The following is a 24,374-nucleotide window of genomic DNA, read 5'->3' on the forward strand; positions in this document are numbered from 1 at the left end:
GAGTGATGACCGCCGAGCGCGTCCTGAACGGGCGGTACGAGGTCAGGGAACTGATCGGCCGCGGCGGCATGGCGGACGTGCACCTCGGTCGTGACCTCCGGCTCGGCCGTTCCGTCGCGATCAAGGTGCTGCGACAGGACCTCGCCCGGGACCCGCTCTTCCAGTCGCGGTTCAGGCGCGAGGCGCAGGCCGTCGCCGGCCTCAACAATCCGACGATCGTCGCCGTCTACGACACGGGCGAGGAGGAGATCCCGGACCGGCCGCAGCACGAGGTCCGTGTCCCCTTCATCGTCATGGAATACGTCGAGGGCCGCACGCTCCGCGACCACGTCAAGGCCGGCGACCTCACGCCCGAGGACAGCGTCACCTACCTCCAGGGTGTCCTCGACGCCCTGGAATACAGTCACAAAGCAGGTATCGTCCACCGGGACATCAAACCGGCCAACGTCATGATCACCCCGGACGGCGCGGTGAAGGTCATGGACTTCGGCATCGCGCGGGCCATGGCGGACTCCCAGGCCACCATGACGCAGACCCAGGCCGTCCTCGGGACGGCCCAGTACCTCTCACCCGAACAGGCGCGTGGGGAGACCGTGGACGCGCGCAGCGACCTGTACTCGGCCGGCTGCCTGCTGTTCGAACTCCTCACCGGGCGTCCACCGTTCATCGGTGACAGTCCCGTCTCGGTCGCCTACCAACATGTACGGGAGGAACCGCCCCTCGCCAGCAGTCTCGACCCGGCGGTGACGCCCGCGCTCGATTCCGTCCTCGCCCGGGCCCTGCAGAAGGACCGTGACCACCGGTTCCAGGACGCGGCCTCCTTCCGGCGTGCCCTGCTCGACGCCCGCCGCGGTATCGTGCTGGCCGACACCCCGAGCCTGGCCACCGAGGCGATGGACGTCCTGGCGCCCCGGACACGGACGCGCGCGGAGACGATCGGGGCTGCGGCGTTCGGCGCGACGGCAGCCTCGGTGGATCCGCGGACCCGTGCCATGGACCGGGTGGCAGCCGGACCCCCTCGCCCCGGCGTGCACGGTGACGGTACCGACGACGGCCGCCTCGACGTCCTGCAGGGCGCCGACGAGCCCGCGGACCGGCAGGACCGACGGCGGAGATCCTCGCGCGCCGCCTGGATCACGGTGTTCTTCGTGGCGGTCCTGCTCGTCCTCGCCGGAGGCTATGTCTTTCTCACCAATGTCGCGGGCGACCCCCCGGCACAGGAGGTGGCGACCGTCGTCGTCCCCGACCTCGCGGGGATGACCGAGGCCGACGCCACGGACGTGATCGTGGATGCCGGTCTGGTCCCCTCCACCGACGAGGAGTACAACGCGTCGGTCGAGGCAGGGAAGGTCATCGGATCCGATCCGTCCCCGGGGGCATCGGTGGAGCGTGAGTCACGCGTGAACATGACGGTCTCCCTCGGGCCGGCCAACGTCGTGCTGCCCGACTCCCTCGCCGGGCTCACGGAATCGTCGGCGCGCGATCAGCTCGAGGTGCTCGGCCTGCGTGGCGGTCGGATCACGGAGGAACCCAGTGCCGAGGTCCCCGAAGGCAGGGTCATCACCACGAATCCCCAGGCCGGCCAGTCCGTCCCCGTGGGGAGTTCCGTGGACCTGGTGCTCTCGAACGGCAAGGTGACAGTGCCGCTGCTCACCGACCTGACCGTCGCACAGGCGGAGGCACTGCTGGCGGATCCGGCGGTCCGGTTGCCGTTCTCCGTCCGGGAAGTCGAGAACAGCGTCGTCGCGCCGGGGATCGTCACGGCGCAGTCGGCGCCTGCCCGCTCCGAGGTGGACCAAGGGACGGAGATCGTGCTCACCGTCGCGACGGCACCCGCCGAGCCGGCGCCCGAACCGACGCCGGCACCCACGCCCGAACCGTCCGAGACATCGAACGGACGACCGACCGAGGGTCCCGACGACGAGCCCTCGTCGGAACCCACCGACGAGGACGGATAGCTAGCGCGCGATGAGGGGGCTGAGCCCGGCCGCCGTGGCCGCGGCGCCCTCGAGGCCCAGCGATTCGAGCCAGTTCCCCAGCATCTGGTAGCCGCCCTCGGTCAGGACCGACTCGGGGTGGAACTGGACGCCGCACAGCGGAGCCGTCCTGTGTTCGAGTCCCATGATGATGCCGCTGGCCGTCCGCGCGGTGACGGTGAGGGCTGCCGGGACGTCGTCACTCACCGCTGCGAGCGAGTGGTAGCGCGTAGCGGTGACCGGCGACGGGAGCCCGGCGAAGACACTCGTGGAATCGTGTTCCACGAGTGACGTCTTGCCGTGCATGAGTTCGGGCGCATGCGTGACCGTCCCGCCGTAGGCTTCGGCCAGCGCCTGGTGCCCGAGGCACACTCCGAGCATCGGCTTCGCGTGGTCGCCGCACCACCGGATGAGATCGACGCAGACACCGGCCTCGGCAGGTGTGCCGGGCCCGGGGGAGATCAGCACGCCGTCGCGGGACGCGGCCATCTCCTCGGCCTCGGCGAGGGTGACGTCGTCGTTCCGGACCACGGTCGTCTCGGCACCGAGTTCCTGCAGGTACCCGACGAGCGTGTAGACGAAGCTGTCGTAGTTGTCGACGACGAGGATACGGGTGGTGTCAGCCATGAGCTCAGGGGGACCAATCGTTGAAGCTGGAGGCGGGTCGGACCGGGAGACCCAGGGGGAACGCGCAGACACTCGGTGCTGCGGCTGCGAGGACCCCCGGGAGGACGATGCGCATCCAGGGGATGCCAGGACTCACCGGCTAGGCAATGATACGCTCCCGGGCTGGGAACCGCCGATGGCAGCCCGCCGTAATGCCGTCCGGACGGCGCGGCCCGCGGGTGAGACCCTCCCTGCCGCTTCGATGCACCGGTAGCCGGCGGTTCTTGGCTAGAATCGTTCGGAGAACCGGGCCGCCGGACGTCGTCGTTCCCTCAGGGTTGCCTGCGGACCGCGACGCGCCGGAGCGGCCGGCGAGACCATCGGCGTACCTGATCCGCAGGTGCGCCCTGTCGAGGAGGATCCGTGCCCGAGTCCAAGCCCCGCAAGAGAGCCAGCTCCGCTGCGGCCACCGTGAATTCCTCGCAGCCCAAGCCGAACCCGGTCTGGTACAAGCCCGTGATGTTCGGGCTCATGATCATCGGCCTGCTGTGGATCATCACGTTCTACATCTCGATGTCCACCCTCCCGGTCGCGGCCTGGGGGTCATGGAACATCCTGGTGGGCTTCGGGATCGCCATCGTCGGCTTCCTGATGACCACGCGCTGGCGCTGACCGCTGGAGTTGTAGGACCCGTTCCACATCCAGCGCGGGTCGAGTTCACGTCCGGTCCGTAGCCCGCCGCGGTGAGCGGTGCACGGATGCCGCGGTCGACGTCGGGCAGGTACCCGATGAGGACGTCCGCTGGTCCGCCCATGGCCGGATCCCCGGTCACAGCCGGAAGGACGGTGCCATCGGCGCGCCCCGGACCCTCCCCGGGATGGTCCCGCACCAGGTGGCGCAGCGTCGCACCCTCCGGTGGCCTGTCCAGGATGCTGCCCTGCTCGCCGTCGACATCACCGACCTACCACGTCTCCCGCGACCCCCGCGTCTACCGCGTCTTCCGCGACAGGCAGGCCCGACCGGCCCCCACGGGTCCGGAGGGCATGGCCGTCGAGGACGAGCGGTTTCGTCGGTGTGGCGCGGCGGAGCGGGTGGAGCTGCCCGGAGGGCCTCTCGGCCGGCGAGACCTCTACCGAAGGGCGCGGATGCACTGCGCGCTCCAAGTACCCTGTGCCGGCGGGCAGCGCTCGATGAGGCCTCACCGGGTCCCGCCTCGGGGTCCGGTGCGGGAGCAGGGACCGCTGGTGCAGGTGCCGCAAGGGGTTCGGGATCGGGAGGGGAAGCGCGGCCGGACCTTGTCCCCACTGTGCACACGGTGTGCAGAAAGTTATCCACAGGTGTGCACATTATTGTTGATGATTCACGGAACGGCCCGGAATCTCGGGCCCCGCTTATCCACAGGTGTGGAATTACATGTGTGTAAGTTATCCCCCGTGTGGATAAGGGGTGTGGAAAACGTGGTGAAGGGCCGGTGCAGGAGCGCCGGCCCTTCATCGGTGTGATTCCTAGATCGGGAGGAGTGTCACGCCCAGGAACGTCAGTCCACCGAGGATCACGACGATGCCGCCGATCCCCAGCCACTGCAGACGCGACTGGCGGGCTCCCTTCGGCGCGTAGGCGATCACGGCTGCGCAGGCAGCACCGGCGAGGAGTCCTCCGAGGTGCGCCTGCCACGCGATGCCCGGCACCACGAACCCGATCACGGCATTGATGGCGATCAGGACGACGATCTGGCGTACGTCCCCACCGCGCTTGCGCTGGATGATGAACAGGGCCCCGAAAAGGCCGAACACGGCGCCCGAGGCGCCCACCACGTACTGCAGGGGCCCGCTCAGCAGGAGGACGCCCAGGGAACCGCCGACCGCCGAGACGAGGTACAGCGCCAGGAACCGCGCCCGGCCCATCGACGGCTCGAGGACCTTTCCCAGGATGTACAGCGCATACATGTTGAAGGCGATGTGCAGGAAGGAACCCTGCGAGTGGAGGAAGGCCGCGGTGAGCATGCGCCAGGGCTCGGCCGGTATGACACCGCCGGCGCCGGCGGTGAAGACCGGTGCGTAGGAGAACGCCCGGGTCAGTCCCGGCACCACGAGCTGGAGCAGGAACACTCCCACGCAGATGGCGATCAGCGTGGTGGTGACGACGGGGGTGCCCCCGCGCGCGACGCCGCCGAAGGCGTTCCTGCGGACCGGCGCGCCCGCCGCCTGCTCACGCACGCAGTCGACGCACTGGAAGCCGACCGCGGCGGGCCGCTGGCATTCGGCGCAGGCCGGGCGGCCGCACCGCTGGCACCTCACATAGCTGACGCGATCGAGGTGCCGCGGGCAGACGGGTGCCTCCTGGCTGCCGGCGTCGGGCGCGGGGACACCGTAGGACATTCGGTTAGAGCTGTTCCACGGTGATGCTCTCGATGACGACGTCGTCGAGAGGCTTGTCCCTCATGTCCGTTGCGATCGAGTTCAGCTTGTCGACCACCTTGCGTGATTCCTCGTCGGTGACGTCTCCGAAGATGGTGTGCTTGCCCTGGAGCCACGTCGTCGGGACGGACGTGATGAAGAACTGCGATCCGTTGGTCCCTCGTCCTCCCTGCAGCCCGGCATTGGCCATGGCGAGCTTGTACGGCTCGGTGAACGTCAGGTCGGGGTTGATCTCGTCGTCGAACTTGTAGCCGGGGCCACCGATGCCCTGCCCCAGGGGATCGCCGCCCTGGATCATGAAGTCCCTGATGATGCGGTGAAAGATGGTGCCGTTGTAGAGGGGAGCGTTGCTCTCCTCCCCGGTCTGGGGGTGCGTCCAGGCGATCTCGCCCGTCGCGAGGCCCACGAAGTTCTTCACGGTCTTCGGCGCATGGTTGCCGAAGAGGTTCACCTCGATATCGCCCTGGTTGGTGTGGATGGTCGCTTTTGCGGTTGGGATAGCAGTCATTCGGCCATTCTTTCACGCGGCCCCTGACAATAAGCTGGAGTAGTGCCATTCCGCCCACAGTGGAACAACCGGTTCGCACGGTCTTCCGCCGGGCCACGGATAGCACCCCCTGCCCATGCAACGTAGGCTGATCACAACGAGCAACCACCCCCTGGAGGTTTTTGTGAAGAACAACGTACGCGCCCCCCACGATCTCGAGGAGAGCGTCGCCATCGGAGCAGCTTTCGCTGCCGGAGTCGCAGCAGCGCGGGCCTGGGCATCACCGCACGTCGATGCCGCCTACGGCTGGGCCAAGCCCCGGCTGGAGAAGGGCATCGAGACCGCGGGCCCCGCACTGCAGGACACCGTCCGGAAGGCCACGGAAGGGGTATCCGGCGGTATCGCCGTCGTCACCCCCCTCATCCAGGACCGGATCGACAAGGTCACTCCCGCGCTGACCTCCGCCAAGGGCAAGGTCGTGGACGAGTACCTGCCGGCACTGTCCACCCGGCTCGGGGAATCGGCCGACACGGCGTCCCGCTCCCTCGCGGAGGCCACCGTGCCGCCGGTCGTCGAGAAGGCGGTCATCAAGATGACCGGCGACAAGAAGGCCGTGAAGAACGCCCAGAAGCGCCTGGTCGCCGCGACCATGCAGGCCTCCAAGGATCTGAAGAAGAGCAAGGCACGCAAGTCGGGCAAGGGATGGCTCGTCGTCGGGATCATCGCGTCCGCGATCATTGCCGGCCTCGCTGCATGGCGGGCCTCGAAGCCGGTCGAGGATCCCTGGAAGAGCCCCGCTCCGATCAAGTCCGCCCCTGCCTCCACCTCCGGCGGCACGTCGCAGGAAGCGAAGGACGTCGTCGCCTCCGTCAAGGAAGCGGCCGAACGAGCGACGAAGGAGTCGGCCGAGCCCGCCGGCGATGTGAAGACCACCGCCGCGGATGCGGCCGCCAAGGTCGCGGAGTCGACGAAGGACGCGACGGAAGCGGCGAAGCACGCCGCCAAGCCGCAGGAGCCCAAGGCCTGACGACGCCACTCCTGGAGGAGACCCCCGGCACCATGGTGCCGGGGGTTTTCTATTCCTGGAAAAGCATGCTTTTCTCGGAATGTTTACGCCCGCTGCTTCAGTCCCCACCGAGCGCGGGCGGGGGGCCGGCCGTCGCCTGCTCCAGCATCCGCCGGCGGTCCCTGCGCTGCTGGCCCCGGATGACGACAGCCAGGCCGACAAGGATCAGGATCAGGCCCCCGTAGGTCCCGGCAGGAAGCTTCTCCCCGAGGAACACGGCCGCGAGGAGTGCAGCGCCGGGGATCTCCAGCAGGATGATCATCGACACGACGAGCGGACTCATCACCGCGAGCAGGTGGTTGAACACCGAGTGGCCCATGATCTGCGCCAGCAGGGTGACCGCGAGGATCCCCGCCCACGCCGCGGGGGAAAAGCCGATGACCGGCTGCCCCGTGATCGCGCACAGGACCAGCAGGATCCCGGCGCAGGCTCCGTAGCAGAGGGTCGTGTAGGTGCCGGTGGACATCGTCCGCCGTGCCGCCGCTCCCGCCATCTGGTAGACACCCGCCAGGGCCCCACCGGCCAGCGCGAGCAGATCTCCGAGGAGCGCTTCGCCCGAGAGCGAGAGGTCGAACCCGGTGATGATGACCACACCCACGAATGCGACGGCGAGCCCCGCCACCACGGCACCGTGCGGCCGGGATCCCAGGAGCGCATTGAACAGTGCGATCCATGCCACCTGGAGACAGACCAGTGCGGTGGCCGCTGCCACGGACGTGAGCTTCAGCGCGGTGATGAAGCATGCGAAGTGCAGCGCCAGCGCCACGGCCGCCACGGCGAGCCGCCGGTAGTCCGCGCCGCGCAGGGCGGCGAACTCGGCCCGCTTGGAGACGGCGGCGGGCCCCCCCATGAGCACCGCACCCAGGAGGTTCCGCCAGAACGCTATGGCGAGGACGGGCGCCGCCGTCGCTGCCATGATCGGGCCGGATGCGGACACACCGATCACGCCCAGGATCGAGAGGAAGATAATCACCCGGCAACCCTATTGCACTCCATCGGTGCTCCCGGGACGACGCTTAACGCGAGAAGTCCCGGTCGATGACCGGGACTTCCCTTCGGTGGAGGCACGGGGACTCGAACCCCGAACCCCCTGCTTGCAAAGCAGGTGCGCTACCAATTGCGCCATGCCCCCGAAACAGAACTCGTCCAGTATAGGTGCACCGGATGATGCTCTGTGCTATGCGAGATCGTCCGTGGCGTTGCTCCAGACGTTCTTGCTCTTCTCGGAATCTTGCCACCGCTTGTACATCAGGACACTGGCTGCAGCCGCTGCCGCGATGAGCAACTTCTTCACATCAGTCTCCTTGCAACTACCTGCCGGTGGCAGATCCGTGGGCGTACCAGGACTTGAACCTGGGACCTCTTCGTTATCAGCGAAGCGCTCTAACCGCCTGAGCTATACGCCCCGATACCTCTTCGGGCCGAGATACGACTTTACAGTAGTGTCTCGGCATTTCTCAAATCGCCCGCGGGCGCCGAAGGGGCAGGGGTCCTAGTCGTCCGTCAGCGTGACGCCGATGCCGCCGACCAGGGTGGACGAGATGTTGTAGAGGACGGCCGAGAGCATGGCCAGGGCTGTCAGGAGCACCACGTTCACCACGGCGATGATCGTGGCGAACGAGAGCACCTGCGGCAATGACGCGAACTGGCGGAGGTCGAATCCACCGTTCTCGGAGCCGGCGATCTCCCGCAGGAGCTCGTTGACCCCGTCGAAGATGCCGGTCAGGTCGAGGACGGTCCAGATGACGAAGGACGCGACGACCGTGACGATCCCCAGCGCGACGGACAACAGGAACGACATCTTCAGGACCGACCACGGATCGACCTTGCTGACGAGCAGGCGGGCCTTGCGGGCCTTCGCCTTCGGTGCCGGCTTGACGAGATTGGGTCGCTGCCCCGGACGGCCGGCCTGCGCACCCGCGGATGCAGGACGCTGGGCAGGGCGGGCAGGCGCGTTCACGCGCGGAGGAGCCCCGGGCGTCCGCACTTGTCCGCTGGACGACCGCGGGTTGGTGTTGGCCGAGCTCACTCGCTACCTCCGTGTTCCGGCGACTCAGCGTCAGGCTCAGCCGTTTCCTCTGTCGACAACCGTACTTCATCGGCTGTGAACTCCGCAGGATCCTCCTGCGGAGAGACCGTATCGATCACGTCGACATCCGGGCTGCCCTCGGAGGGATCCTCGATGAGGCCCTCCTCCACGGCGACGCTACGCTCGCTGTTCCGGGCCACGGCGATGATCCGGTCGGTCTTGTCGGGCTTCGCGAAGATGACGCCCATCGTGTCGCGGCCCTTGGCAGGGACGCCGGCGACGGCGGACCGGACGACCTTGCCGCCGCCCATGACGACCAGCACCTCGTCCTCCTCCTGCACCACGAGGGCGCCCACGAGGTCCCCGCGCTCCTCGGCCAGCTTCGCGACCTTGATGCCCAGGCCGCCACGGCCCTGGACACGGTAGTCGTCGACCCTGGTCCTCTTCGCGAAACCGCCCTCGGTGACGATGAAGACGTAGGAGTCGTCGGTGACCACCTTGGCGGCCAGCAGCTCGTCGTCGTCGCGGAACTTCATGCCGGTCACACCCGACGTCGCGCGTCCCATGGGTCGCAGGGCGTCGTCGTCGGCCGTGAAGCGCAGCGACTGTCCCTTCCGCGAGACGAGCATGATGTCGTCCTCGCCGGAGACGAGCTGCGCGGAGACGAGCTCGTCGTTGTCGCGCAGGTTGATCGCGATGACACCCGCCGTCCGGTTGGTGTCGTAGTCCTCGAGGCGGGTCTTCTTGACGAGCCCCCGCTTGGTGGCCAGGACCAGGTAGGGGGACTGCTGGTAGTCGCGCAGGTCCAGCACCTGGGCGATCGTCTCGTCCGGCTGGAAGGCCAGGAGATTCGCCACGTGCTGGCCCTTTGCATCACGCGCGGCCTCGACGAGCTCGTAGGCCTTCGCCCGGTACACCCGGCCCAGGTTGGTGAAGAACAGGAGCCAGTGGTGCGTGGTGGTGACGAAGAAGTGCTCGACGACGTCGTCGCCGCGCAGCTGTGCCCCCTTGATGCCCTTGCCGCCGCGCGCCTGCTGCCGGTAGTTGTCGCTGCGCGTGCGCTTGACGTATCCCCCGCGGGTGATGGTGACGACCATCTCCTCCTCGGGGATGAGGTCCTCCATGCTCATGTCGCCGTCGTAGCCCATGAGGATGTCGGTGCGGCGGTCGTCGCCGAACTTCGCCACGATCTCCGCGAGTTCGGTGCTGACGATGCCGCGCTGGACGTCCTCCGACGCGAGGATGCGGTTGAACTCGGTGATCATCGATTCGAGTTCGGCGTGCCGGTCCTGGATCTTCTGCCGCTCGAGCGCCGCGAGCCGGCGCAGCTGCATGTTGAGGATGGCGGTGGCCTGCAGCTCGTCGATGGCGAGCAGCCCCATGAGCCCGTCACGGGCCTCCTCGGTGGTGGAGGAGGCGCGGATCAGCGCGATGACCTCGTCGAGCGCGTCGAGCGCCTTCAGGAGGCCGCGGAGGATGTGGGCCTCCTCTTCCGCCTTGCGCAGCCGGTAGCGGGTACGCCGCACGATGACTTCGAGCTGGTGGTTCACCCAGTGCCGGATGAAGGCGTCGAGGCTGAGCGTGCGGGGCACGTCGTCGACGATCGCCAGCATGTTCGCGCTGAAGTTGTCCTGGAGCTGCGTGTGCTTGTACAGGTTGTTGAGGACCACCTTGGCGACGGCGTCGCGCTTGAGCACGATCACCAGGCGCTGGCCGGTCCGTCCGGACGTCTCGTCGCGCAGATCGGCGATGCCGCTGATCTTGCCGTCCTTGACCAGTTCGGCGATCTTGATCGCGAGGTTGTCCGGGTTGGCCTGGTACGGGAGCTCCGTGACGACGAGGCAAGTCCGGTTCTGGATCTCCTCGACGTTGACGACGGCGCGCATGGTGATCGAGCCGCGCCCGGTGCGGTAGGCGTCCTCGATGCCCTTGTGCCCCAGGATCTGGGCACCGGTCGGGAAGTCGGGGCCCTTGATCCGGGCGATCAGCGCCTCGAGCAGTTCTTCCTTCGAGGCCTCCGGGTTCTCCAGGTACCACTGGACACCGTCGGCCACCTCGCGCAGGTTGTGCGGGGGGATGTTCGTGGCCATGCCGACCGCGATGCCCGAGGATCCGTTGACGAGCAGGTTCGGGAAGCGCGACGGCAGGATCGTCGGCTCCTGGTTCTTGCCGTCGTAGTTGTCCTGGAAGTCGACGGTCTCCTCGTCGATGTCGCGCACCATCTCCATGGCGAGCGGGGCCATCTTCGTCTCGGTGTATCGCGGAGCCGCGGCGCCGTCGTTACCGGGTGAGCCGAAGTTCCCCTGGCCCAGCGCCAGCGGGTAGCGCATGGTCCAGTCCTGGATCAGGCGGACCAGGGCGTCGTAGATCGCGGAATCACCGTGCGGGTGGTACTGGCCCATGACCTCGCCGACCACGCGGGCGCACTTGTTGAACGAGCGGTCGGGCCGGTAGCCGCCGTCGAACATGGCGTACAGCACGCGGCGGTGCACGGGCTTGAGGCCGTCGCGGACATCGGGCAGGGCCCGGCCGACGATGACCGCCATCGCGTAGTCCAGGTAGGACCGCTGCATCTCGGTCTGCAGGTCGACCTGCTCGACGCGGTCGGTCAGGACCTCACCCTCGATGGGCTCGTCCGGTCCGTTGCCGGTGATGTCGTCACTCATGAATCAGTTCCGTTCGTGAAAGGTTCTCGACCACAAAGGAGACGCGGTCGCCGGCCGATGCCCGACATCTTGTGTAGGCGCTTTGATATCTGCGAGGAACGAGCAGATTTCGTTGCGCCGGCAAGAATGCCGGGTGTCGGCTCAGATATCGAGGAAACGCACGTCCTTGGCGTTCTGCTGGATGAAGTTGCGGCGGGACTCGACGTCCTCGCCCATCAGCACCGAGAACACCTGGTCCGCCGCGGCGGCGTCGTCCATGGTCACCTGGAGCAGCGTGCGGTGGTCCGGATCCATGGTGGTCTCCCACAGTTCCGTGTAGTCCATCTCGCCGAGGCCCTTGTAGCGCTGGATGCCGTTGTCCTTGGGCAGCCGCTGGTTGTTGGCGAGCCCGATCCGGATGACCTCGTCACGCTCGCGGTCGCTGAACACGTAGTCGTGCTTCGCGTTGGACCACTTGATCCGGTACAGCGGCGGCTGGGCCAGGTAGACGAAGCCGTTCTCGATCAGGGGACGCATGTAGCGGAACAGCAGCGTGAGCAGCAGCGTGGTGATGTGCTGGCCGTCCACGTCCGCATCGGCCATGAGCACGATCTTGTGGTAGCGGGCCTTGTCCACGTTGAAGTCCTCGCCGATGCCCGCGCCGAACGCGGTGATCATGGCCTGGACCTCGCTGTTGCCGAGGGCGCGGTCGAGGCGGGCGCGTTCGACGTTCAGGATCTTCCCGCGGAGGGGGAGGATGGCCTGGGTCTCGGGGTTGCGTCCTCGGACGGCCGAACCGCCGGCCGAGTCGCCCTCCACGATGTAGATCTCCGACCGGGCGGGGTCCTTGGACTGGCAGTCCTTGAGCTTGCCCGGCATGCCACCGGACTCCAGCAGCCCCTTGCGCCGCGTGGACTCGCGCGCCTTGCGCGCCGCGAGGCGGGCCTGCGACGCCTGGATCGACTTGCGGATGACATCGCGGGCCGGGCCGGGGTTGCGCTCGAGCCAGTCGCCCAGCTGATCGGTGACGACACGCTGGACGAAGCCCTTGACCTCGGAGTTGCCGAGCTTCGTCTTCGTCTGGCCCTCGAACTGCGGCTCCGACAGCTTGACGGAGATGACGGCGGTCAGTCCCTCGCGGATGTCGTCACCCGTGAGGTTGTCGTCCTTCTCCTTGATGATGTTCTTCTCGCGTGCGTACTTGTTGATCAGCGTGGTCATGGCAGCACGGAAGCCCTCTTCGTGGGTGCCACCCTCGTGCGTGTTGATCGTGTTCGCGTAGGTGTGCACGCTCTCGGAGTACGCCGACGTCCACTGCAACGCGATCTCGACGGACATGGTCCGGTCGGTGTCCTCGGTCTCGAAGGCGATCACGTCGGGGTGGACGACGTCCACGCGCTTGGACGAGTTGAGGTGGCGGACGTAGTCCAGCAGCCCGTTCTCGTAGAAATACACCACGGCCCGGTGCTTCGGCTCGCCGTCGGACTCCTGCGCGTTCTCGACCTCGGTGACCTCGTCGGTCTGCACGGCGTCGACCCGTTCGTCGGTCAGTGTGATGCGCAGCCCCTTGTTGAGGAACGCCATCTGCTGGAAGCGCGCGCGGAGTGTCTCGAAGTCGAACTCGGTGCTCTCGAAGATCGCTTCGTCCGGGTAGAACGTCTGGGTGGTCCCGGTCTCCGAGGTCTCCTCACCCTTCCTCAGTTCACCGAACGGCTTGCCACCGTCCCTGAAGGACTGGCGCCAGACGTGTCCTTGCCGGCGGACCTCGGTCTCGACGCGCTTGGACAGGGCATTGACGACGGAGATACCGACACCGTGCAGGCCACCCGATACCGCGTATCCTCCGCCGCCGAACTTGCCGCCGGCATGGAGGATGGTCATCACGACCTCCACGGTGGGACGTCCCTCGGTGGGGTGCATGTCGACGGGGATGCCGCGTCCGTTGTCGACGACCTTGACACCACCGTCGGTCTGGAGCGTGATCTCGATGTGGTCGCAGTACCCGGCCAGCGCCTCGTCGACGGAGTTGTCCACGACTTCGTAGACGAGGTGGTGGAGACCGCGGGGGCCGGTGGACCCGATGTACATGCCGGGGCGCTTCCGGACCGCTTCCAGACCCTCGAGGACGGTGATCTCGCTGGCACCGTATGCGTGTTCCGTCGCCGCCTCCAGAATCGGGGACTCGCCTTCGCCGATCAACACATCACTTGCATTCAACTCGTTCTCGTGTGCCACAGGCGTAGACGGCTCCTCAGCTGGATAGGCAAAACAATCTCGCTCCATTCTACCCCGTGGAGGGCTACAATCCCGCACGAGTAGGCCCTCACTGTCCAATAAACAGCCACCAGAGCCGATCGCGGGTCCTTCCATGAGGACGTATACGCCGGGCGGACCCCCGATCGACGTACAGGCCGTCCAGCGGGTGCGCGGACCGGCTCGGTTCAGCCGTACGTGTCGCGGGGCCCCCGCCCCTTGACGGAGCGCCCGCCCTTGCGCCAGCTCGGCGCCGCCGGCCCGACGACGGCGAGGCGCGTCACCACCCCGGCACCGAGTTCGGCCTCGAAACGCTGCAGCACCTGCGGGGTGATGAGGCGCAGCTGTGTCGCCCATGCCGTGGAATCGCACCGCACGAGCACCGTGTCGGCGTCGAAGCTCTCGGGTACGCAGTGCGCCGCGATGTCGGCACCCACGATCTCGTCCCAACGGGTCAGCACCGATCCGATCGCCACCGGCGACTTCCAGCCTCGTTCGGCCAGCATCCTCGAGAAGACGTTGCCGACCCCCTCCGGATCCCTGCCGCCGTAGACGGGTTCGGGTGAGTACCGGCGGCGGGTCTTCTTGGCGGTGGGTGAGGCTGCGGCCTCCCGGGGCGTGCCCCGCGACTGGGAAGCGTTGCGCAGCCGGTTGAGCAGCGCCTGGGGAGCATCCTGCTCGGGGAACGGCCCGGGCTGCCCCGTCCCGTCCCCACCGGCAGCGCCGTCGTCCCGTCCGCCCCGGTGCCGGCTCGTCGGCATGTCGGGATCCGCCCCCTCGGTCGGGGCGTCATCCGGCGGGTGTCCGTCACTCATCGGTTTCCCCGGCTTCCACCCGTGCGGTCGCACCGGTATCGGTCGGCTGCTCGGCGGAACCGTCGGGCTCCTCGATCCCACCCGGGACGACGCGGATCTGGCGTCCCAGGAGGGCCTGCGGTATGTCGTCCCCGACGGCCGCCGTCACCAGCACCTGCTCGGCCGGCGCGACGATCGCCGCCAGGCGGGTCCGCCGTTGGGCGTCGAGTTCGGCGAAGACGTCGTCGAGGATCAGCACCGGATCGCCCCCGGGCGTATGGTCCTCCTCGAGCAGCAGGTAGTACGACGCCAGCCGCAGGGCGAGGGCCATCGACCAGGTCTCACCGTGCGAGGCATAGCCCTTGGCCGGGACCTGGCCGAGGAGCAGGTCGAGCTCGTCCCGGTGCGGTCCCACGAGTGAGATGCCCCGCTCGAGTTCCTTCCTGCGGTGCCGGAGGAGGCTCCCCACGAACAGAGCGGTCAGTTCTGGCAGTGCCAGATCCCGCAGCGCCTCCGGAGGCGCGTCACCTCCGGTGCCCGCGCCGTCGGAGTCCCCCGCGAGGTCCGACGACGACGAGACGCTGGAGACGTAGGTGATGTCGGCGCCTTTCGAACCGTCGGTCAGTTCCTTGTAGGCGCGCTGTACGTGCGGGCGCAGCTTGTCGACGAGGAGCAGCCGCGCGGACAGCAGTCTCGCCCCGGCTTCGGCGAGGTGCTGGTCCCAGACGTCGAGGGTCGACTCATGGGCCGTGGAGAACCTGCCGGCGGCACGTGCCGACTTGAGGAGGGCGTTGCGCTGCTTGAGGACACGCTCGTACTCGGCACGCAGCGCCGACTGATGGGGAAGGAGCGAGACCAGGACCTCGTCCAGGTACCGGCGCCTTCCCGAGGGATCCCCCTTCACCAGTGCCAGGTCCTCGGGAGCGAAGAGGACGGTCTTGAGGATTCCCGCGGCGTCCCTGGCCCGCACCGGATTGGACCTGTTGATCCGGGCCCGGTTCGCGGCGACGGCGTTGATCTCCACCTCGACGCCGGTGCGTTGCGTCCCGCGGACGAATCGGCCACGGATGATCGCGCGTTCCTCGCCGAAGGCGATGAGCGGTTTGTCGGTGCTCACGCGGTGCGACGAGAGTGTCGCGAGATACCCGATGGCCTCGACGATGTTCGTCTTCCCGACACCGTTCGGCCCGACGAAGACCGTGATGCCGGGCTCTATGGCGGTGTCGAGTTGCCTGTAGCTCCGGAATCCGGTGAGCGAGAGGTGCTCAACGTACACCGGGGAGCACCTACTCGGGGTTCGACTGGGCCGGCTTCACCGCATGGCCGCCGAACTGGTTGCGGAGCGCTGCGACCATCTTCATCGACGGGGAGTCGTCCTGCCGTGAGGTGAAACGGGCGAAGAGAGCTGCTGTGATGGCGGGGGCCGGGACCGAATTCGCGATGGCTTCCTCGACGGTCCAGCGGCCCTCACCGGAGTCCTCGACGTAGCCGGCGATCTTCGAAAGCCCCGGGTCCTCCTGGAGGGCCTTCACGAGCAGGTCCAGCAGCCAGGAGCGGACGACGGTGCCCTTCTGCCACGCGGCGAAGGTCCCGTGGACGTCCTTGACGATGTCCTTCGCCTCGAGGAGTTCGTACCCTTCGGCGTAGGACTGCATGAGCCCGTACTCGATGCCGTTGTGGACCATCTTGGCGTAGTGCCCCGCACCGACGTCACCCACGTGCACGAAGCTCTCGGCGCGATCGCCCTCCGGGCGGAGGGCATCGAAGACCGGCATGGCGAGTTCCACGTCGGCCTGGCTGCCACCGGCCATCAGGCCGTACCCGTTCGCCAGCCCCCACACCCCGCCGGAGACACCGCAGTCGAGGAACCGGATGCCCTTCTGCGCGAGGAGCGTGGCGTGGATCTGATCGTCGGTGAACTTCGAGTTCCCGCCGTCGATGACGAGGTCACCCTCGGACAGGACCTCGGAGAGGTCCTTGACGACACCGTCGGTGATCTGGCCTGCGGGGACCATCACCCAGACGATGCGTGGTGCTGGAAGCGCCTCGACGAGCTCGTCGAGGGTCGACACATCGGTGAGGTCGGGATTGCGGTCGAAGCCGGTGACCTCGATGCCCTTCTCGCGGAGCCGCTCCCTCATGTTGAATCCCATTTTGCCGAGTCCAATGAGGCCGATGTGCATGAGCTTCTCTTTCTGACGATGTGTCCGGCCGGCGTTCCGCCCGGCCGCTGTCCCTGCGGAGCGGTTACTGGTTGGGCAACCGCACGGGCATCAGCAGGTACCTGTAGTCTTCCCTGTCCTCACCGGAGGCGTCATCCTGCGCGGAGATCACCGCAGGCTTGGGTGGTGAGGTAAAGGAGAACCGGACGTACGGGCTGCTGAACGCGCCGAGGCCCTCGCTCAGGTAGTGCGGGTTGAACGCGACGGTGATGTCGTCGCCGTCGAGGGTGGCCTCGATGGCCTCCGAGGCCTGTGCGTCCTCGCCGGTACCGGCGTCGAGGGTCACCTGGCCTTCGGTGAAAGCGAGGCGGACGGGGGTGTTGCGCTCGGCCACGAGCGAGACGCGACGGACGGCTTCCACCAGGGTGCTGGTCTGCACGGTGGCGTGGATCGGGGTGTTCTCGGGGAACAGCGAACGGATCTTCGGGTAGTCGCCATCCACGAGCAGGGATGTCGTCCGGCGTCCGCCGGACTCGAAACCGATCAGCTCGGAGTCTTCGGAGAAGGCGATGTTCAGGTCACCGGCTCCGCCGAGGGTCTTGGCGACCTCGTTGAGGGTCTTCGCCTTCACGAGTGCACTGGTGGAGATCCCGGGAGTCGTCGGCTTCCAGGACACTTCCCGGAGGGCGAGCCGGTATCGGTCCGTCGCGAGGAGGGTGATGAGGTCGTCCTCGATCTCCATGCGGACACCTGTGAGGATCGGCAGTGTGTCGTCGCGGCTCGCGGCGATGATCACCTGGGAGACGGCCTGGGCGAAGGCCTCACCGTCGACCACTCCGCTCACGTCCGGCAGTTTGGGGAGTTCCGGGTACTCGCCCTCCGGCATGGTGGCGAGGTTGAACCGGCTGTTGCGGCATGTGAGGGTCACCTTCGACCCATCGGTGGCCACCTCGACGGGCGCCGAGGGCAGGCTGCGGCAGATGTCGGCGAGCAGCCGTCCGGACACGAGGATCGTGCCTTCCTCGAGGACGTCGGCGGCGATCTCGAGCCGTGCCGAGATCTCGTAGTCGAAGCTGGCGAGGCTCAGTGAGCCACCTTCGGCCTTGATCAGGAGTCCGGCGAGGACGGGGACCGGAGGGCGTGGCGACAGGGAACGGGCGGTCCAGGACACAGCCTCCGCAAGTACATCCCGCTCGACTCTGAATTTCACGGAGCAGTGCCGCCTTTCGCCAGATCAAAAAACAGCCACCGGTCAATCGCCGGCGGATGGTGGGTGGGTTCCGGTTCCGGAGGTGTCCGGGCACGGGGAACTACAACCCTACTGGGGAACAGCTTAGCCGCAGAGCGGCGGTGCTCAGCAGGGCCCAGGAGGGCTGGGACGGGGCGTGCGGAACGTGGAATGTTATTTGACGAACTTTTGAAGTTTAAGGTTCGTAGTGTTAATAACTGCTGTGGATTCTGTGGATAAGTCCGCCGGACCGGGCATCGGCGCGGATCTGCCCTGTGGACAAGGTGTGCGTTCAGGGGAAGGGCCGCAGCAGGGGCTTGTGGGCAGAATCCTTGTCATTTCGCGGATCCACAGGCGGTAGGGGGTTTTTCCTCAGGCTGGGTGCCGATGTTCCCCCGGTTATCCACAGGTGTGTCCACACCTGTTAATTACCGGGGTGCGCCACGGTGTTCCCTTGGCGGGCGTCAGGCCTCGCGTTGCTTGTGCTTGATCCGGTTGGTCAGTTCGGTGACCTGGTTGAAGATCGCACGGCGTTCGGCCATGAGTTCGCGGATCTTGCGGTCGGCGTGGATGACCGTCGTGTGGTCGCGCCCGCCGAGCTCCTGTCCGATCTTCGGCAGCGACATGTCCGTCAGCTCACGGCAGAGGTACATGGCGATCTGGCGAGCGGTGACGAGGGTCCTCGTGCGGGACTTGCTGCACAGCTCCTCCATGCTGATCTGGAAGTAGTCCGCCGTCTGCGCCATGATCACGGTCGACGTGATCTCCTGCGCTCCGTCGTCGGAGATCAAATCCTTCAGGACGATCTCCGCCAGGTTCACGTCGACCGTCTGGCGATTGAGGCTGGCGAAGGCAGTGACCCTGATCAGCGCTCCCTCCAGTTCCCGGATGTTGGTCGCGATCTTCGACGCGATGTACTCGAGGACGTCGTCCGGCGCGCTCAGGCTGTCGCTGATCGCCTTCTTGCGGAGGATCGCGATGCGGGTCTCCAGTTCGGGCGGCTGGATATCCGTCAGGAGGCCCCACTCGAACCGGGACCGCATGCGCTCCTCGAACCCGATCAGCTGCTTGGGTGGCATGTCGGAGGTGATGACCACCTGCTTGTTGTGGTTGTGCAGGGCATTGAAGGTGTGGAAGAACTCCTCCATGGTCCGGTCCTTGCCGGAGAGGAACTGGATGTCGTCGATCAGCAGGATGTCCACGTTGCGGTAGGTCTGCTTGAAGCTGGAGCCCTCGTCGTCGCGGATCGAGTTGATGAAGTCGTTGGTGAACTCCTCGGAATTCACGTAGCGCACCCGGATACCCGTGTAGAGGTGCCGGGCGTAGTGGCCGATGGCGTGCAGCAGGTGGGTCTTGCCGAGCCCCGAGTCCCCGTAGATGAAGAGGGGGTTGTACGCCTTCGCGGGTGCCTCGGCCACCGCGACCGCAGCGGCGTGGGCAAACCGGTTCGAGGAACCGATGACGAACGTGTCGAAGATGTACTTGGGGTTGAGCCTGCCGAACTCGTGGGAGTTGCTGGGCGGGGTCGGCGAGGGCTTGGCCTCACCCTTGGGTTCCGGTGAGACTTCCTCGGGTTCCTGCTCGGGCGCTTCCTCCGCGACCGGGGTCAGCTCGGGATCGATGACGAAAGCGCACTGGATGTCTTCCCGGAAGACGTCGCGGAGCGCCTCGTCGAGGGCGGCCTTGAGCTGGGTCTGCAGGACCTCACGGGTCAGTTCGTTCGGAACGGCGATGAGCATGGTGGTGCCGATGAGCCCCTGGGCCTGGGCGAGCACCATGAAGCCGCGCTGGCGAGGGGTGACGCGATCGTCCTGCTCGAGGGTCCGGATGACTTTACGCCAGGAACTCCCGACGTCGTTTACCTCATCTGTACCCACGAAAAACCCCTCTTGGCTGCACAACCGCTCGAAAAGGTCCGTTCTCCACAGAGTTGTGCACATGTCGTGGATAAACGGACCAGAGCCAAGACTAGAGGATGAAAAGTGCAGAAGATAGCGGACTGGAGCGTCCTGACGGGGGCTGTGAAGGCCCTCACAGGGCGCCGTCGGGATGCGTGTAGTGTGGCTCGAGCAGCGGTTGTCCACAGGTCCGTGGAAAAGTAGCCCACAGGGCGGCGACGGCTGGTTTGACGCCCGTGAGCTGCGTCCCCTAACGTTATGTAGTCCAACATGTCTGCATTTCGCATGCCATCACAGATGTTCCCGGGTACTAAGAGGCCTCGGGATGTGACAGCTCCTCCGCGAATGTCGGATATACACCTTCATCGCGTCAGTCTGTTCTTCCCCCTTGTTGCAATGGGCCGGACGCATCTCAAGATCGTTCTGGAGTAACTACAGTGAGCAAGCGGACTTTTCAGCCGAATAACCGCCGTCGTGCCAAGAAGCACGGTTTCCGTCTTCGCATGCGCACCCGTGCTGGTCGTGCCATCCTGTCGGCGCGCCGCGGCAAGGGCCGTACCGAACTCTCGGCATAAGCGGTTCCTCCTACGCCATGCAGCCTTCGGGTGATCGCGCCGGCACGGTGTTCCTCGCTTCCCCAGGAAACAGGGACCCCCAGTGCTACCGATGATCCACAGGGTGCGGACGGCCGCGGATTTTGCACGTACCGTACGTTCCGGTGCCCGGTCTGGGCGCCGGAACGTCGTGCTATACGGGTCGAGGACGTCGAGCTCCGCTCCTTCCAGGGTCGGTTTCATCGTCGGCAAGAACGTAGGGAACGCCGTCACGCGCAATCTCGTTAAACGGAGGCTGCGCCATGCTTCGGCGGAGTGGGTCGAAGCGCACCCTGCCGGGTACGACGTCGTCGTCAGGGCGCTGCCGCCGGCAGCCGGGAGTGACTGGCCGACCCTGCAGAAGGACTTCACGAGCTGCCTCGCCGCCGTCGTCCGCAGGCTCGACCGCACCGAGGTACCGGAGAAGGAAGGCAGAGTATCGTGATCAGGGTCGCTGTCCGCGTGCTGGCCTTCCTCGTCGGGATGCCGCGCCTGGCAGCGATCGGGTTCCTGATCGCGTACCGGAAGGTCGTGTCTCCGCTGTACGGCCCCGTGTGCCGGTTCTATCCCAGTTGCTCCGCCTATGCGCTGGAGGCCGTGACCGTGCACGGGTTCATGCGCGGCACATGGCTCGCCGGCCGACGGCTGATGCATTGCCACCCCTGGAACGACGGCGGGGTCGACCACGTCCCTGCAGGTTCCAGGACCTTCCCGCCAGGGAAGGTCCCCTCGATTGTTGTGTTGAACCATCCGGTGATCCCGGCCGATGACGAAAGCCGTTCCGCGGCTTGAGGAGCTAACTGATTATGGGTTTTTTTGAGACGATCCTGGCGCCGTTCAGGTGGCTCGTGTCGTGGATCATGTTCATGTTCCACGAGGGCTTCACGTTCCTCGGGATGGACCCTGCTTCCGGCTGGACCTGGGTCCTGTCGATCGTCGGCCTCGTCGTCGTCATCCGCGCCGCGCTCATCCCCGTCTTCGTCAAGCAGATCAAGGCCCAGCGCGGTATGCAGGCCCTGCAGCCGGACCTGCGGAAGCTGCAGCAGAAGTACAAGGGCAAGACGGATCAGCTCTCACGTCAGGCGATGACGCAGGAGCAGATGGCCCTGTACAAGAAGCACGGGACCAATCCGTTCGCGGCCTGCCTGCCGATCCTCATCCAGATGCCCTTCTTCTTCGCACTCTTCACGGTGCTCAACGGCATCTCCCGGGCAAGCGCCGAGGGTACGACCATCGGTGCCCTGTCACCCGAATCGGTCCGCCAGTTCGACAACGCGACGATTTTCGGTGCTCCCCTCTCCTCGACGTTCCTCGGCAGTTTCGGCGCCGACGGGAACATCAGCGTCATCATCCTGTCGCTCCTCATGATCATCGCGATGACGGCATCGCAGTTCATCACGCAGAAGCAGATCATGGCGAAGAACATGTCCGAAGAGGCCATGCAGAGCCCGTTCATGCGTCAGCAGAAGATCATGCTGTACATCCTCCCGCTGGTGTTCGGAGTCGGCGGCATCAACTTCCCGCTCGGCGTCCTCGTCTACTGGACCACGACGAACGTGTGGACCATGGCGCAGCAGTTCTACGTCATCCGCAGGATGCCGACCCCCGGATCGCCGGCGGCGAAGGCACTTGCCGACCGCCGGGCGAAGAAGGGTCTGCCCATGGTTCCCCTCCTCGGTGAGCGGAAGACCGAGGAAGTAGTCGAAGCGGTGCCAGAGGCCCGGGTGCAGCGTGTCCAGCCCCAGCGCAAGAAGAGGAAGAAGCGATGACGGTAGACAACGAAGAGCAGACACCCGAGCTGAGCGGCCCGGAGTCGGGTGATGACGTCGAGGCATCCGCCGACGACGTCGAGGCAGCGGGCGGCACGAAGGCGTCCAGGCTGGACGAAGAGGGCGACGTCGCGGCCGACTACCTCGAGGAGCTCCTCGATATCGCGGACATCGACGGCGACATCGACATCGAGGTGCGCAACGGCCGCACCTACATCTCGATCGTGTCGGAGGACAAGTCCGACGCCGGGCTGAGCAGCCTCGTCGGTCGTGACGGTGAAGTGCTCGAGGCACTGCAGGAACTCACCCGACTGAGTGTCCTCACGGCGACGGACTCGCGGTCACGGCTCGTTCTGGACGTCGACGGCTACCGGAACCAGCGCGGCGGCGAATTGGCCCGCATCGCTCAGGACGCGGTGGACAAGGTCAAGGAGACGGGCGACGACGTCGCTCTGCCTCCCATGTCGGCCTACGAGCGGAAGATCGTCCACGACGTCGTGGCCGACCTCGGTCTCGTGAGTGAATCCGAGGGTGAGGGTCAGGCCCGGCACATCGTCGTTTCGCCCAGTGATGACTGATCCTTCCCCCACTCCGGTCGCCGGGGCCCCGGATCCGTCCGTCGACGAACTCGCGGCTGCGACGATCGTGTTCGGTGCGCAACTCGGTCTCGCCCGCGGGTTCGTCAGGCACCTCTCCACCTCAGGCATCGTACGTGGCCTGCTGGGTCCCAGGGAGGTTCCCCGACTCTGGGGGCGGCACGTGCTCAACTGTGCGGTGGTCGCGGATCTGATGGATTCCGGTGCCACCGTGGTCGACGTCGGTAGCGGTGCCGGTCTTCCAGGTCTCGCGATCGCCATCGCCCGGCCCGACCTCGAGCTCCACCTGGTCGAGCCACTGGAACGCCGGGTGACCTGGTTGAACGAGGTCGTCGGGGATCTCTCCCTGCCGAACGTCACCGTCCATCGGGCTCGCGCGGAACAGGTGGTGGGCCGGCTGTCGGGGGACTATGTGACGGCACGAGCGGTCTCGGCCCTCAGCACCCTCGCGGGCTGGACCATCCCTCTGGCCAGGCCGGGAGGGGAAGTCCTCGCGATCAAGGGCCGAAGTGCCGGCGAGGAGATCGAGAAGGCCCGGAAGATCATCCGGAAGCTCGGCGGGGGTCCGGCCGAGGTACTCGTGGCAGGGGCCGAGGTACTCGCAGAGCCCACGACCGTGGTTCGTATTCCCGTCCGCATCCCCTGAAGGCCTGCCCCGGTGCTGATGTCGCGTCGGGCCGCGTGCTTCCGGCTACCCTTGTAGATAACGACGTCTGGCATGTGGAAGTGAGTTACTGAGTGACCATCAAGGACGCCCCCGCGAAGAAGTCCGAAACCCTCCTGCCGCCCGGGTTCGCACTCGCTGGTGGGCTACGTGAAATACAACCCGAAGTGTTTGCGGACCCCGCGAACACTGGTGTTGTTCCACGTGAAACCACGGCCGTGCTGTCCGATGCGACGCAAACGAAGAAGCCCGGCAAGGGTAAGAGCGTCCTCGAGTCGATGGACGATTCCTCGCCCCTGGGTCGTGAGCTGGCCAGCGAGGCGAAGCGTCGCGAGAAGCTGCTGGGCAAGACGCTCCCCAAGCCGCAGAGCACGCGCATCATGACCATCAGCAACCAGAAGGGCGGTGTGGGCAAGACGACGACGACAGTCAATATCGCGGCGGCGCTTGCTACCGCTGGTCTGCAGGTCCTCGTGATCGACATCGATCCGCAGGGCAATGCTTCGACCGCCCTCAATATCGACCATCACGCTGATGTGGACTCCATCTACGACGTCCTGATCGACGATGTCCCGCTCGCCGATGTCGTCGCGCCCTGCCCGGATGTGCCGAACCTGATCTGTGCGCCTGCCACGATCCACCTTGCCGGTGCCGAGATCGAACTCGTGTCCCTCGTGGCTCGGGAGCAGCGCCTCAGGCGTGCGATCGATGTCTACGCGAAGGAGCGCGAACGCAGGGGCGAGCCTCGCCTCGACTTCGTCTTCATCGATTGCCCTCCGAGTCTCGGTCTCCTCACGGTCAACGCCTTCGTCGCAGCGAAGGAGGTGCTGATCCCGATCCAGTGCGAGTACTACGCGCTCGAGGGTCTGAGCCAGCTGCTCAAGAACATCGAGATGATCCAGAAGCATCTCAACGCTGAACTCTCCGTCTCGACGATCCTGCTCACGATGTACGACGGGCGCACGAACCTCGCTGCGCAGGTTGCGGCCGAGGTGCGCGAACACTTCCCCCAGCAGGTCCTCAAGGCCGTGGTACCCCGTTCGGTACGGATCTCCGAGGCGCCGAGCTATCAGCAGACGGTCATGACGTATGACCCTTCATCAAGTGGTGCACTCTCCTACCAGGAAGCAGCGGCCGAGATAGCCTCTCGGTCCTAGCAGTTCGCAGTACCGGTCCGACTGGACCACGACG

General features: G+C 66.4%; 23 protein-coding genes and 2 tRNA genes. 10 read left to right on the forward strand and 15 right to left on the reverse strand.

The features are described from left to right. Positions 1 to 5: 5 nt before the first annotated feature. Entirely contained in the window at positions 6 to 1,958 is a 1,953-nt protein-coding gene (gene pknB, locus ACX80U_RS17875) for a Stk1 family PASTA domain-containing Ser/Thr kinase (RefSeq protein WP_459269409.1), read from the forward strand. On the opposite strand, the gene ACX80U_RS17880 is transcribed toward pknB, so the two are convergent. After that, positions 1,959 to 2,603, reverse strand: a complete 645-nt coding sequence (locus ACX80U_RS17880) for an aminodeoxychorismate/anthranilate synthase component II (protein WP_133080022.1) — start codon at positions 2,601 to 2,603, stop codon at positions 1,959 to 1,961. Positions 2,604 to 3,005: 402 nt separating this feature from the next. On the opposite strand from ACX80U_RS17880, the gene ACX80U_RS17885 reads away from it, so the two are divergent. Beyond that, positions 3,006 to 3,254 carry a cell division protein CrgA gene (locus ACX80U_RS17885; RefSeq protein ID WP_133080021.1) on the forward strand — a complete coding sequence of 83 codons (249 nt, stop codon included), beginning with the start codon at positions 3,006 to 3,008 and terminating at the stop codon, positions 3,252 to 3,254. An 833-nt stretch (positions 3,255 to 4,087) separates the two neighbouring features. Here the strand turns inward: ACX80U_RS17885 and ACX80U_RS17890 are convergent. After that, the gene (locus ACX80U_RS17890) at positions 4,088 to 4,960 is read right to left on the reverse strand and encodes a rhomboid family intramembrane serine protease (protein ID WP_459269410.1); all 873 of its coding nucleotides are present in this window, start codon (positions 4,958 to 4,960) and stop codon (positions 4,088 to 4,090) included. 4 nt (positions 4,961 to 4,964) lie between these two features. Then, on the reverse strand, positions 4,965 to 5,507 hold the full coding sequence (locus ACX80U_RS17895; protein ID WP_133080019.1) for a peptidylprolyl isomerase: 543 nt from the start codon (positions 5,505 to 5,507) through the stop codon (positions 4,965 to 4,967). A 163-nt stretch (positions 5,508 to 5,670) separates the two neighbouring features. Here ACX80U_RS17895 and ACX80U_RS17900 point away from each other — a divergent pair, with 163 nt between their 5' ends. Then, positions 5,671 to 6,513: a hypothetical protein gene (locus ACX80U_RS17900; RefSeq protein WP_459269411.1), complete on the forward strand. Its 843-nt coding sequence runs from the start codon at positions 5,671 to 5,673 to the stop codon at positions 6,511 to 6,513. A 97-nt stretch (positions 6,514 to 6,610) separates the two neighbouring features. On the opposite strand, the gene ACX80U_RS17905 is transcribed toward ACX80U_RS17900, so the two are convergent. The 12 genes from ACX80U_RS17905 to dnaA form a co-directional block, all read right to left on the reverse strand. Further along, positions 6,611 to 7,525: an EamA family transporter gene (locus ACX80U_RS17905; protein WP_133080017.1), complete on the reverse strand. Its 915-nt coding sequence runs from the start codon at positions 7,523 to 7,525 to the stop codon at positions 6,611 to 6,613. Positions 7,526 to 7,611: 86 nt separating this feature from the next. Next, positions 7,612 to 7,684: transfer RNA gene (locus ACX80U_RS17910), tRNA-Ala, on the reverse strand. A 45-nt stretch (positions 7,685 to 7,729) separates the two neighbouring features. After that, positions 7,730 to 7,846 (reverse strand): DLW-39 family protein, encoded by a 117-nt coding sequence (locus ACX80U_RS17915; protein ID WP_459269412.1) that lies wholly within the window; start codon positions 7,844 to 7,846, stop codon positions 7,730 to 7,732. A 38-nt stretch (positions 7,847 to 7,884) separates the two neighbouring features. Then, positions 7,885 to 7,958 (reverse strand) — tRNA-Ile (locus ACX80U_RS17920). 86 nt (positions 7,959 to 8,044) lie between these two features. Further along, positions 8,045 to 8,581, reverse strand: a complete 537-nt coding sequence (locus tag ACX80U_RS17925; protein WP_133080016.1) for a DUF3566 domain-containing protein — start codon at positions 8,579 to 8,581, stop codon at positions 8,045 to 8,047. After that, positions 8,578 to 11,247: a DNA gyrase subunit A gene (gene gyrA, locus ACX80U_RS17930; RefSeq protein ID WP_133080015.1), complete on the reverse strand. Its 2,670-nt coding sequence runs from the start codon at positions 11,245 to 11,247 to the stop codon at positions 8,578 to 8,580. The genes ACX80U_RS17925 and gyrA overlap by 4 nt, the downstream gene beginning before the upstream one ends. Positions 11,248 to 11,388: 141 nt before the next feature. Then, positions 11,389 to 13,509 carry a DNA topoisomerase (ATP-hydrolyzing) subunit B gene (gyrB, locus tag ACX80U_RS17935; RefSeq protein WP_133080014.1) on the reverse strand — a complete coding sequence of 707 codons (2,121 nt, stop codon included), beginning with the start codon at positions 13,507 to 13,509 and terminating at the stop codon, positions 11,389 to 11,391. 158 nt (positions 13,510 to 13,667) lie between these two features. Beyond that, positions 13,668 to 14,294 (reverse strand): DUF721 domain-containing protein, encoded by a 627-nt coding sequence (locus ACX80U_RS17940; RefSeq protein ID WP_459269413.1) that lies wholly within the window; start codon positions 14,292 to 14,294, stop codon positions 13,668 to 13,670. Next, the gene (gene recF, locus ACX80U_RS17945; protein WP_459269414.1) at positions 14,287 to 15,549 is read right to left on the reverse strand and encodes a DNA replication/repair protein RecF; all 1,263 of its coding nucleotides are present in this window, start codon (positions 15,547 to 15,549) and stop codon (positions 14,287 to 14,289) included. Before recF ends, ACX80U_RS17940 begins: the two co-directional genes overlap by 8 nt. A 10-nt stretch (positions 15,550 to 15,559) precedes the next feature. Next, positions 15,560 to 16,456, reverse strand: a complete 897-nt coding sequence (gnd, locus tag ACX80U_RS17950; protein WP_133080012.1) for a phosphogluconate dehydrogenase (NAD(+)-dependent, decarboxylating) — start codon at positions 16,454 to 16,456, stop codon at positions 15,560 to 15,562. Positions 16,457 to 16,520: 64 nt separating this feature from the next. After that, entirely contained in the window at positions 16,521 to 17,645 is a 1,125-nt protein-coding gene (gene dnaN / locus ACX80U_RS17955) for a DNA polymerase III subunit beta (RefSeq protein ID WP_133080011.1), read from the reverse strand. A gap of 482 nt (positions 17,646 to 18,127) precedes the next feature. Next, positions 18,128 to 19,540 (reverse strand): chromosomal replication initiator protein DnaA, encoded by a 1,413-nt coding sequence (gene dnaA, locus ACX80U_RS17960; RefSeq protein WP_133080010.1) that lies wholly within the window; start codon positions 19,538 to 19,540, stop codon positions 18,128 to 18,130. Positions 19,541 to 19,998: 458 nt separating this feature from the next. Between dnaA and rpmH the strand changes: the two genes are divergently transcribed. The 7 genes from rpmH to ACX80U_RS17995 all read left to right on the forward strand — a co-directional run bounded on the left by rpmH (position 19,999) and on the right by ACX80U_RS17995 (position 24,340). Continuing rightward, positions 19,999 to 20,136, forward strand: coding sequence for a 50S ribosomal protein L34 (rpmH, locus tag ACX80U_RS17965; RefSeq protein WP_022892375.1), 138 nt, complete (start codon positions 19,999 to 20,001; stop codon positions 20,134 to 20,136). 91 nt (positions 20,137 to 20,227) lie between these two features. Next, positions 20,228 to 20,599 carry a ribonuclease P protein component gene (gene rnpA, locus ACX80U_RS17970; protein ID WP_347876217.1) on the forward strand — a complete coding sequence of 124 codons (372 nt, stop codon included), beginning with the start codon at positions 20,228 to 20,230 and terminating at the stop codon, positions 20,597 to 20,599. A gap of 38 nt (positions 20,600 to 20,637) precedes the next feature. Next, complete coding sequence (gene yidD, locus ACX80U_RS17975) at positions 20,638 to 20,946, forward strand: membrane protein insertion efficiency factor YidD (RefSeq protein WP_459269424.1); 309 nt, start codon at positions 20,638 to 20,640, stop codon at positions 20,944 to 20,946. A 14-nt stretch (positions 20,947 to 20,960) separates the two neighbouring features. Further along, a complete protein-coding gene (yidC, locus tag ACX80U_RS17980) occupies positions 20,961 to 21,923 on the forward strand; it encodes a membrane protein insertase YidC (protein ID WP_133080008.1) in 963 nt (320 codons plus the stop codon). Further along, the gene (locus tag ACX80U_RS17985) at positions 21,920 to 22,501 is read left to right on the forward strand and encodes a Jag family protein (protein ID WP_208740260.1); all 582 of its coding nucleotides are present in this window, start codon (positions 21,920 to 21,922) and stop codon (positions 22,499 to 22,501) included. The genes yidC and ACX80U_RS17985 overlap by 4 nt, the downstream gene beginning before the upstream one ends. Further along, the gene (rsmG, locus tag ACX80U_RS17990) at positions 22,494 to 23,165 is read left to right on the forward strand and encodes a 16S rRNA (guanine(527)-N(7))-methyltransferase RsmG (RefSeq protein WP_459269415.1); all 672 of its coding nucleotides are present in this window, start codon (positions 22,494 to 22,496) and stop codon (positions 23,163 to 23,165) included. The genes ACX80U_RS17985 and rsmG overlap by 8 nt, the downstream gene beginning before the upstream one ends. A 296-nt stretch (positions 23,166 to 23,461) precedes the next feature. Beyond that, on the forward strand, positions 23,462 to 24,340 hold the full coding sequence (locus tag ACX80U_RS17995; protein ID WP_459269425.1) for a ParA family protein: 879 nt from the start codon (positions 23,462 to 23,464) through the stop codon (positions 24,338 to 24,340). Positions 24,341 to 24,374 lie beyond the last annotated feature (34 nt).

The organism is Arthrobacter sp. TmT3-37, assembly GCF_054510835.1.

Coding starts and splice junctions, on each gene's coding strand:
- pknB (WP_459269409.1), top strand. CDS start 6: ATGACCGCCGAGCGCGTCCTGAACGGGCGGTACGAGGTCAGGGAACTG.
- ACX80U_RS17880 (WP_133080022.1), bottom strand. CDS start 2,603: ATGGCTGACACCACCCGTATCCTCGTCGTCGACAACTACGACAGCTTC.
- ACX80U_RS17890 (WP_459269410.1), bottom strand. CDS start 4,960: ATGTCCTACGGTGTCCCCGCGCCCGACGCCGGCAGCCAGGAGGCACCC.
- ACX80U_RS17895 (WP_133080019.1), bottom strand. CDS start 5,507: ATGACTGCTATCCCAACCGCAAAAGCGACCATCCACACCAACCAGGGC.
- gyrA (WP_133080015.1), bottom strand. CDS start 11,247: ATGAGTGACGACATCACCGGCAACGGACCGGACGAGCCCATCGAGGGT.
- gyrB (WP_133080014.1), bottom strand. CDS start 13,509: ATGGAGCGAGATTGTTTTGCCTATCCAGCTGAGGAGCCGTCTACGCCT.
- ACX80U_RS17940 (WP_459269413.1), bottom strand. CDS start 14,294: ATGAGTGACGGACACCCGCCGGATGACGCCCCGACCGAGGGGGCGGAT.
- gnd (WP_133080012.1), bottom strand. CDS start 16,456: ATGCACATCGGCCTCATTGGACTCGGCAAAATGGGATTCAACATGAGG.
- rnpA (WP_347876217.1), top strand. CDS start 20,228: ATGATCCACAGGGTGCGGACGGCCGCGGATTTTGCACGTACCGTACGT.
- yidD (WP_459269424.1), top strand. CDS start 20,638: ATGCCGCGCCTGGCAGCGATCGGGTTCCTGATCGCGTACCGGAAGGTC.
- yidC (WP_133080008.1), top strand. CDS start 20,961: ATGGGTTTTTTTGAGACGATCCTGGCGCCGTTCAGGTGGCTCGTGTCG.
- ACX80U_RS17985 (WP_208740260.1), top strand. CDS start 21,920: ATGACGGTAGACAACGAAGAGCAGACACCCGAGCTGAGCGGCCCGGAG.
- rsmG (WP_459269415.1), top strand. CDS start 22,494: ATGACTGATCCTTCCCCCACTCCGGTCGCCGGGGCCCCGGATCCGTCC.
- ACX80U_RS17995 (WP_459269425.1), top strand. CDS start 23,462: ATGGACGATTCCTCGCCCCTGGGTCGTGAGCTGGCCAGCGAGGCGAAG.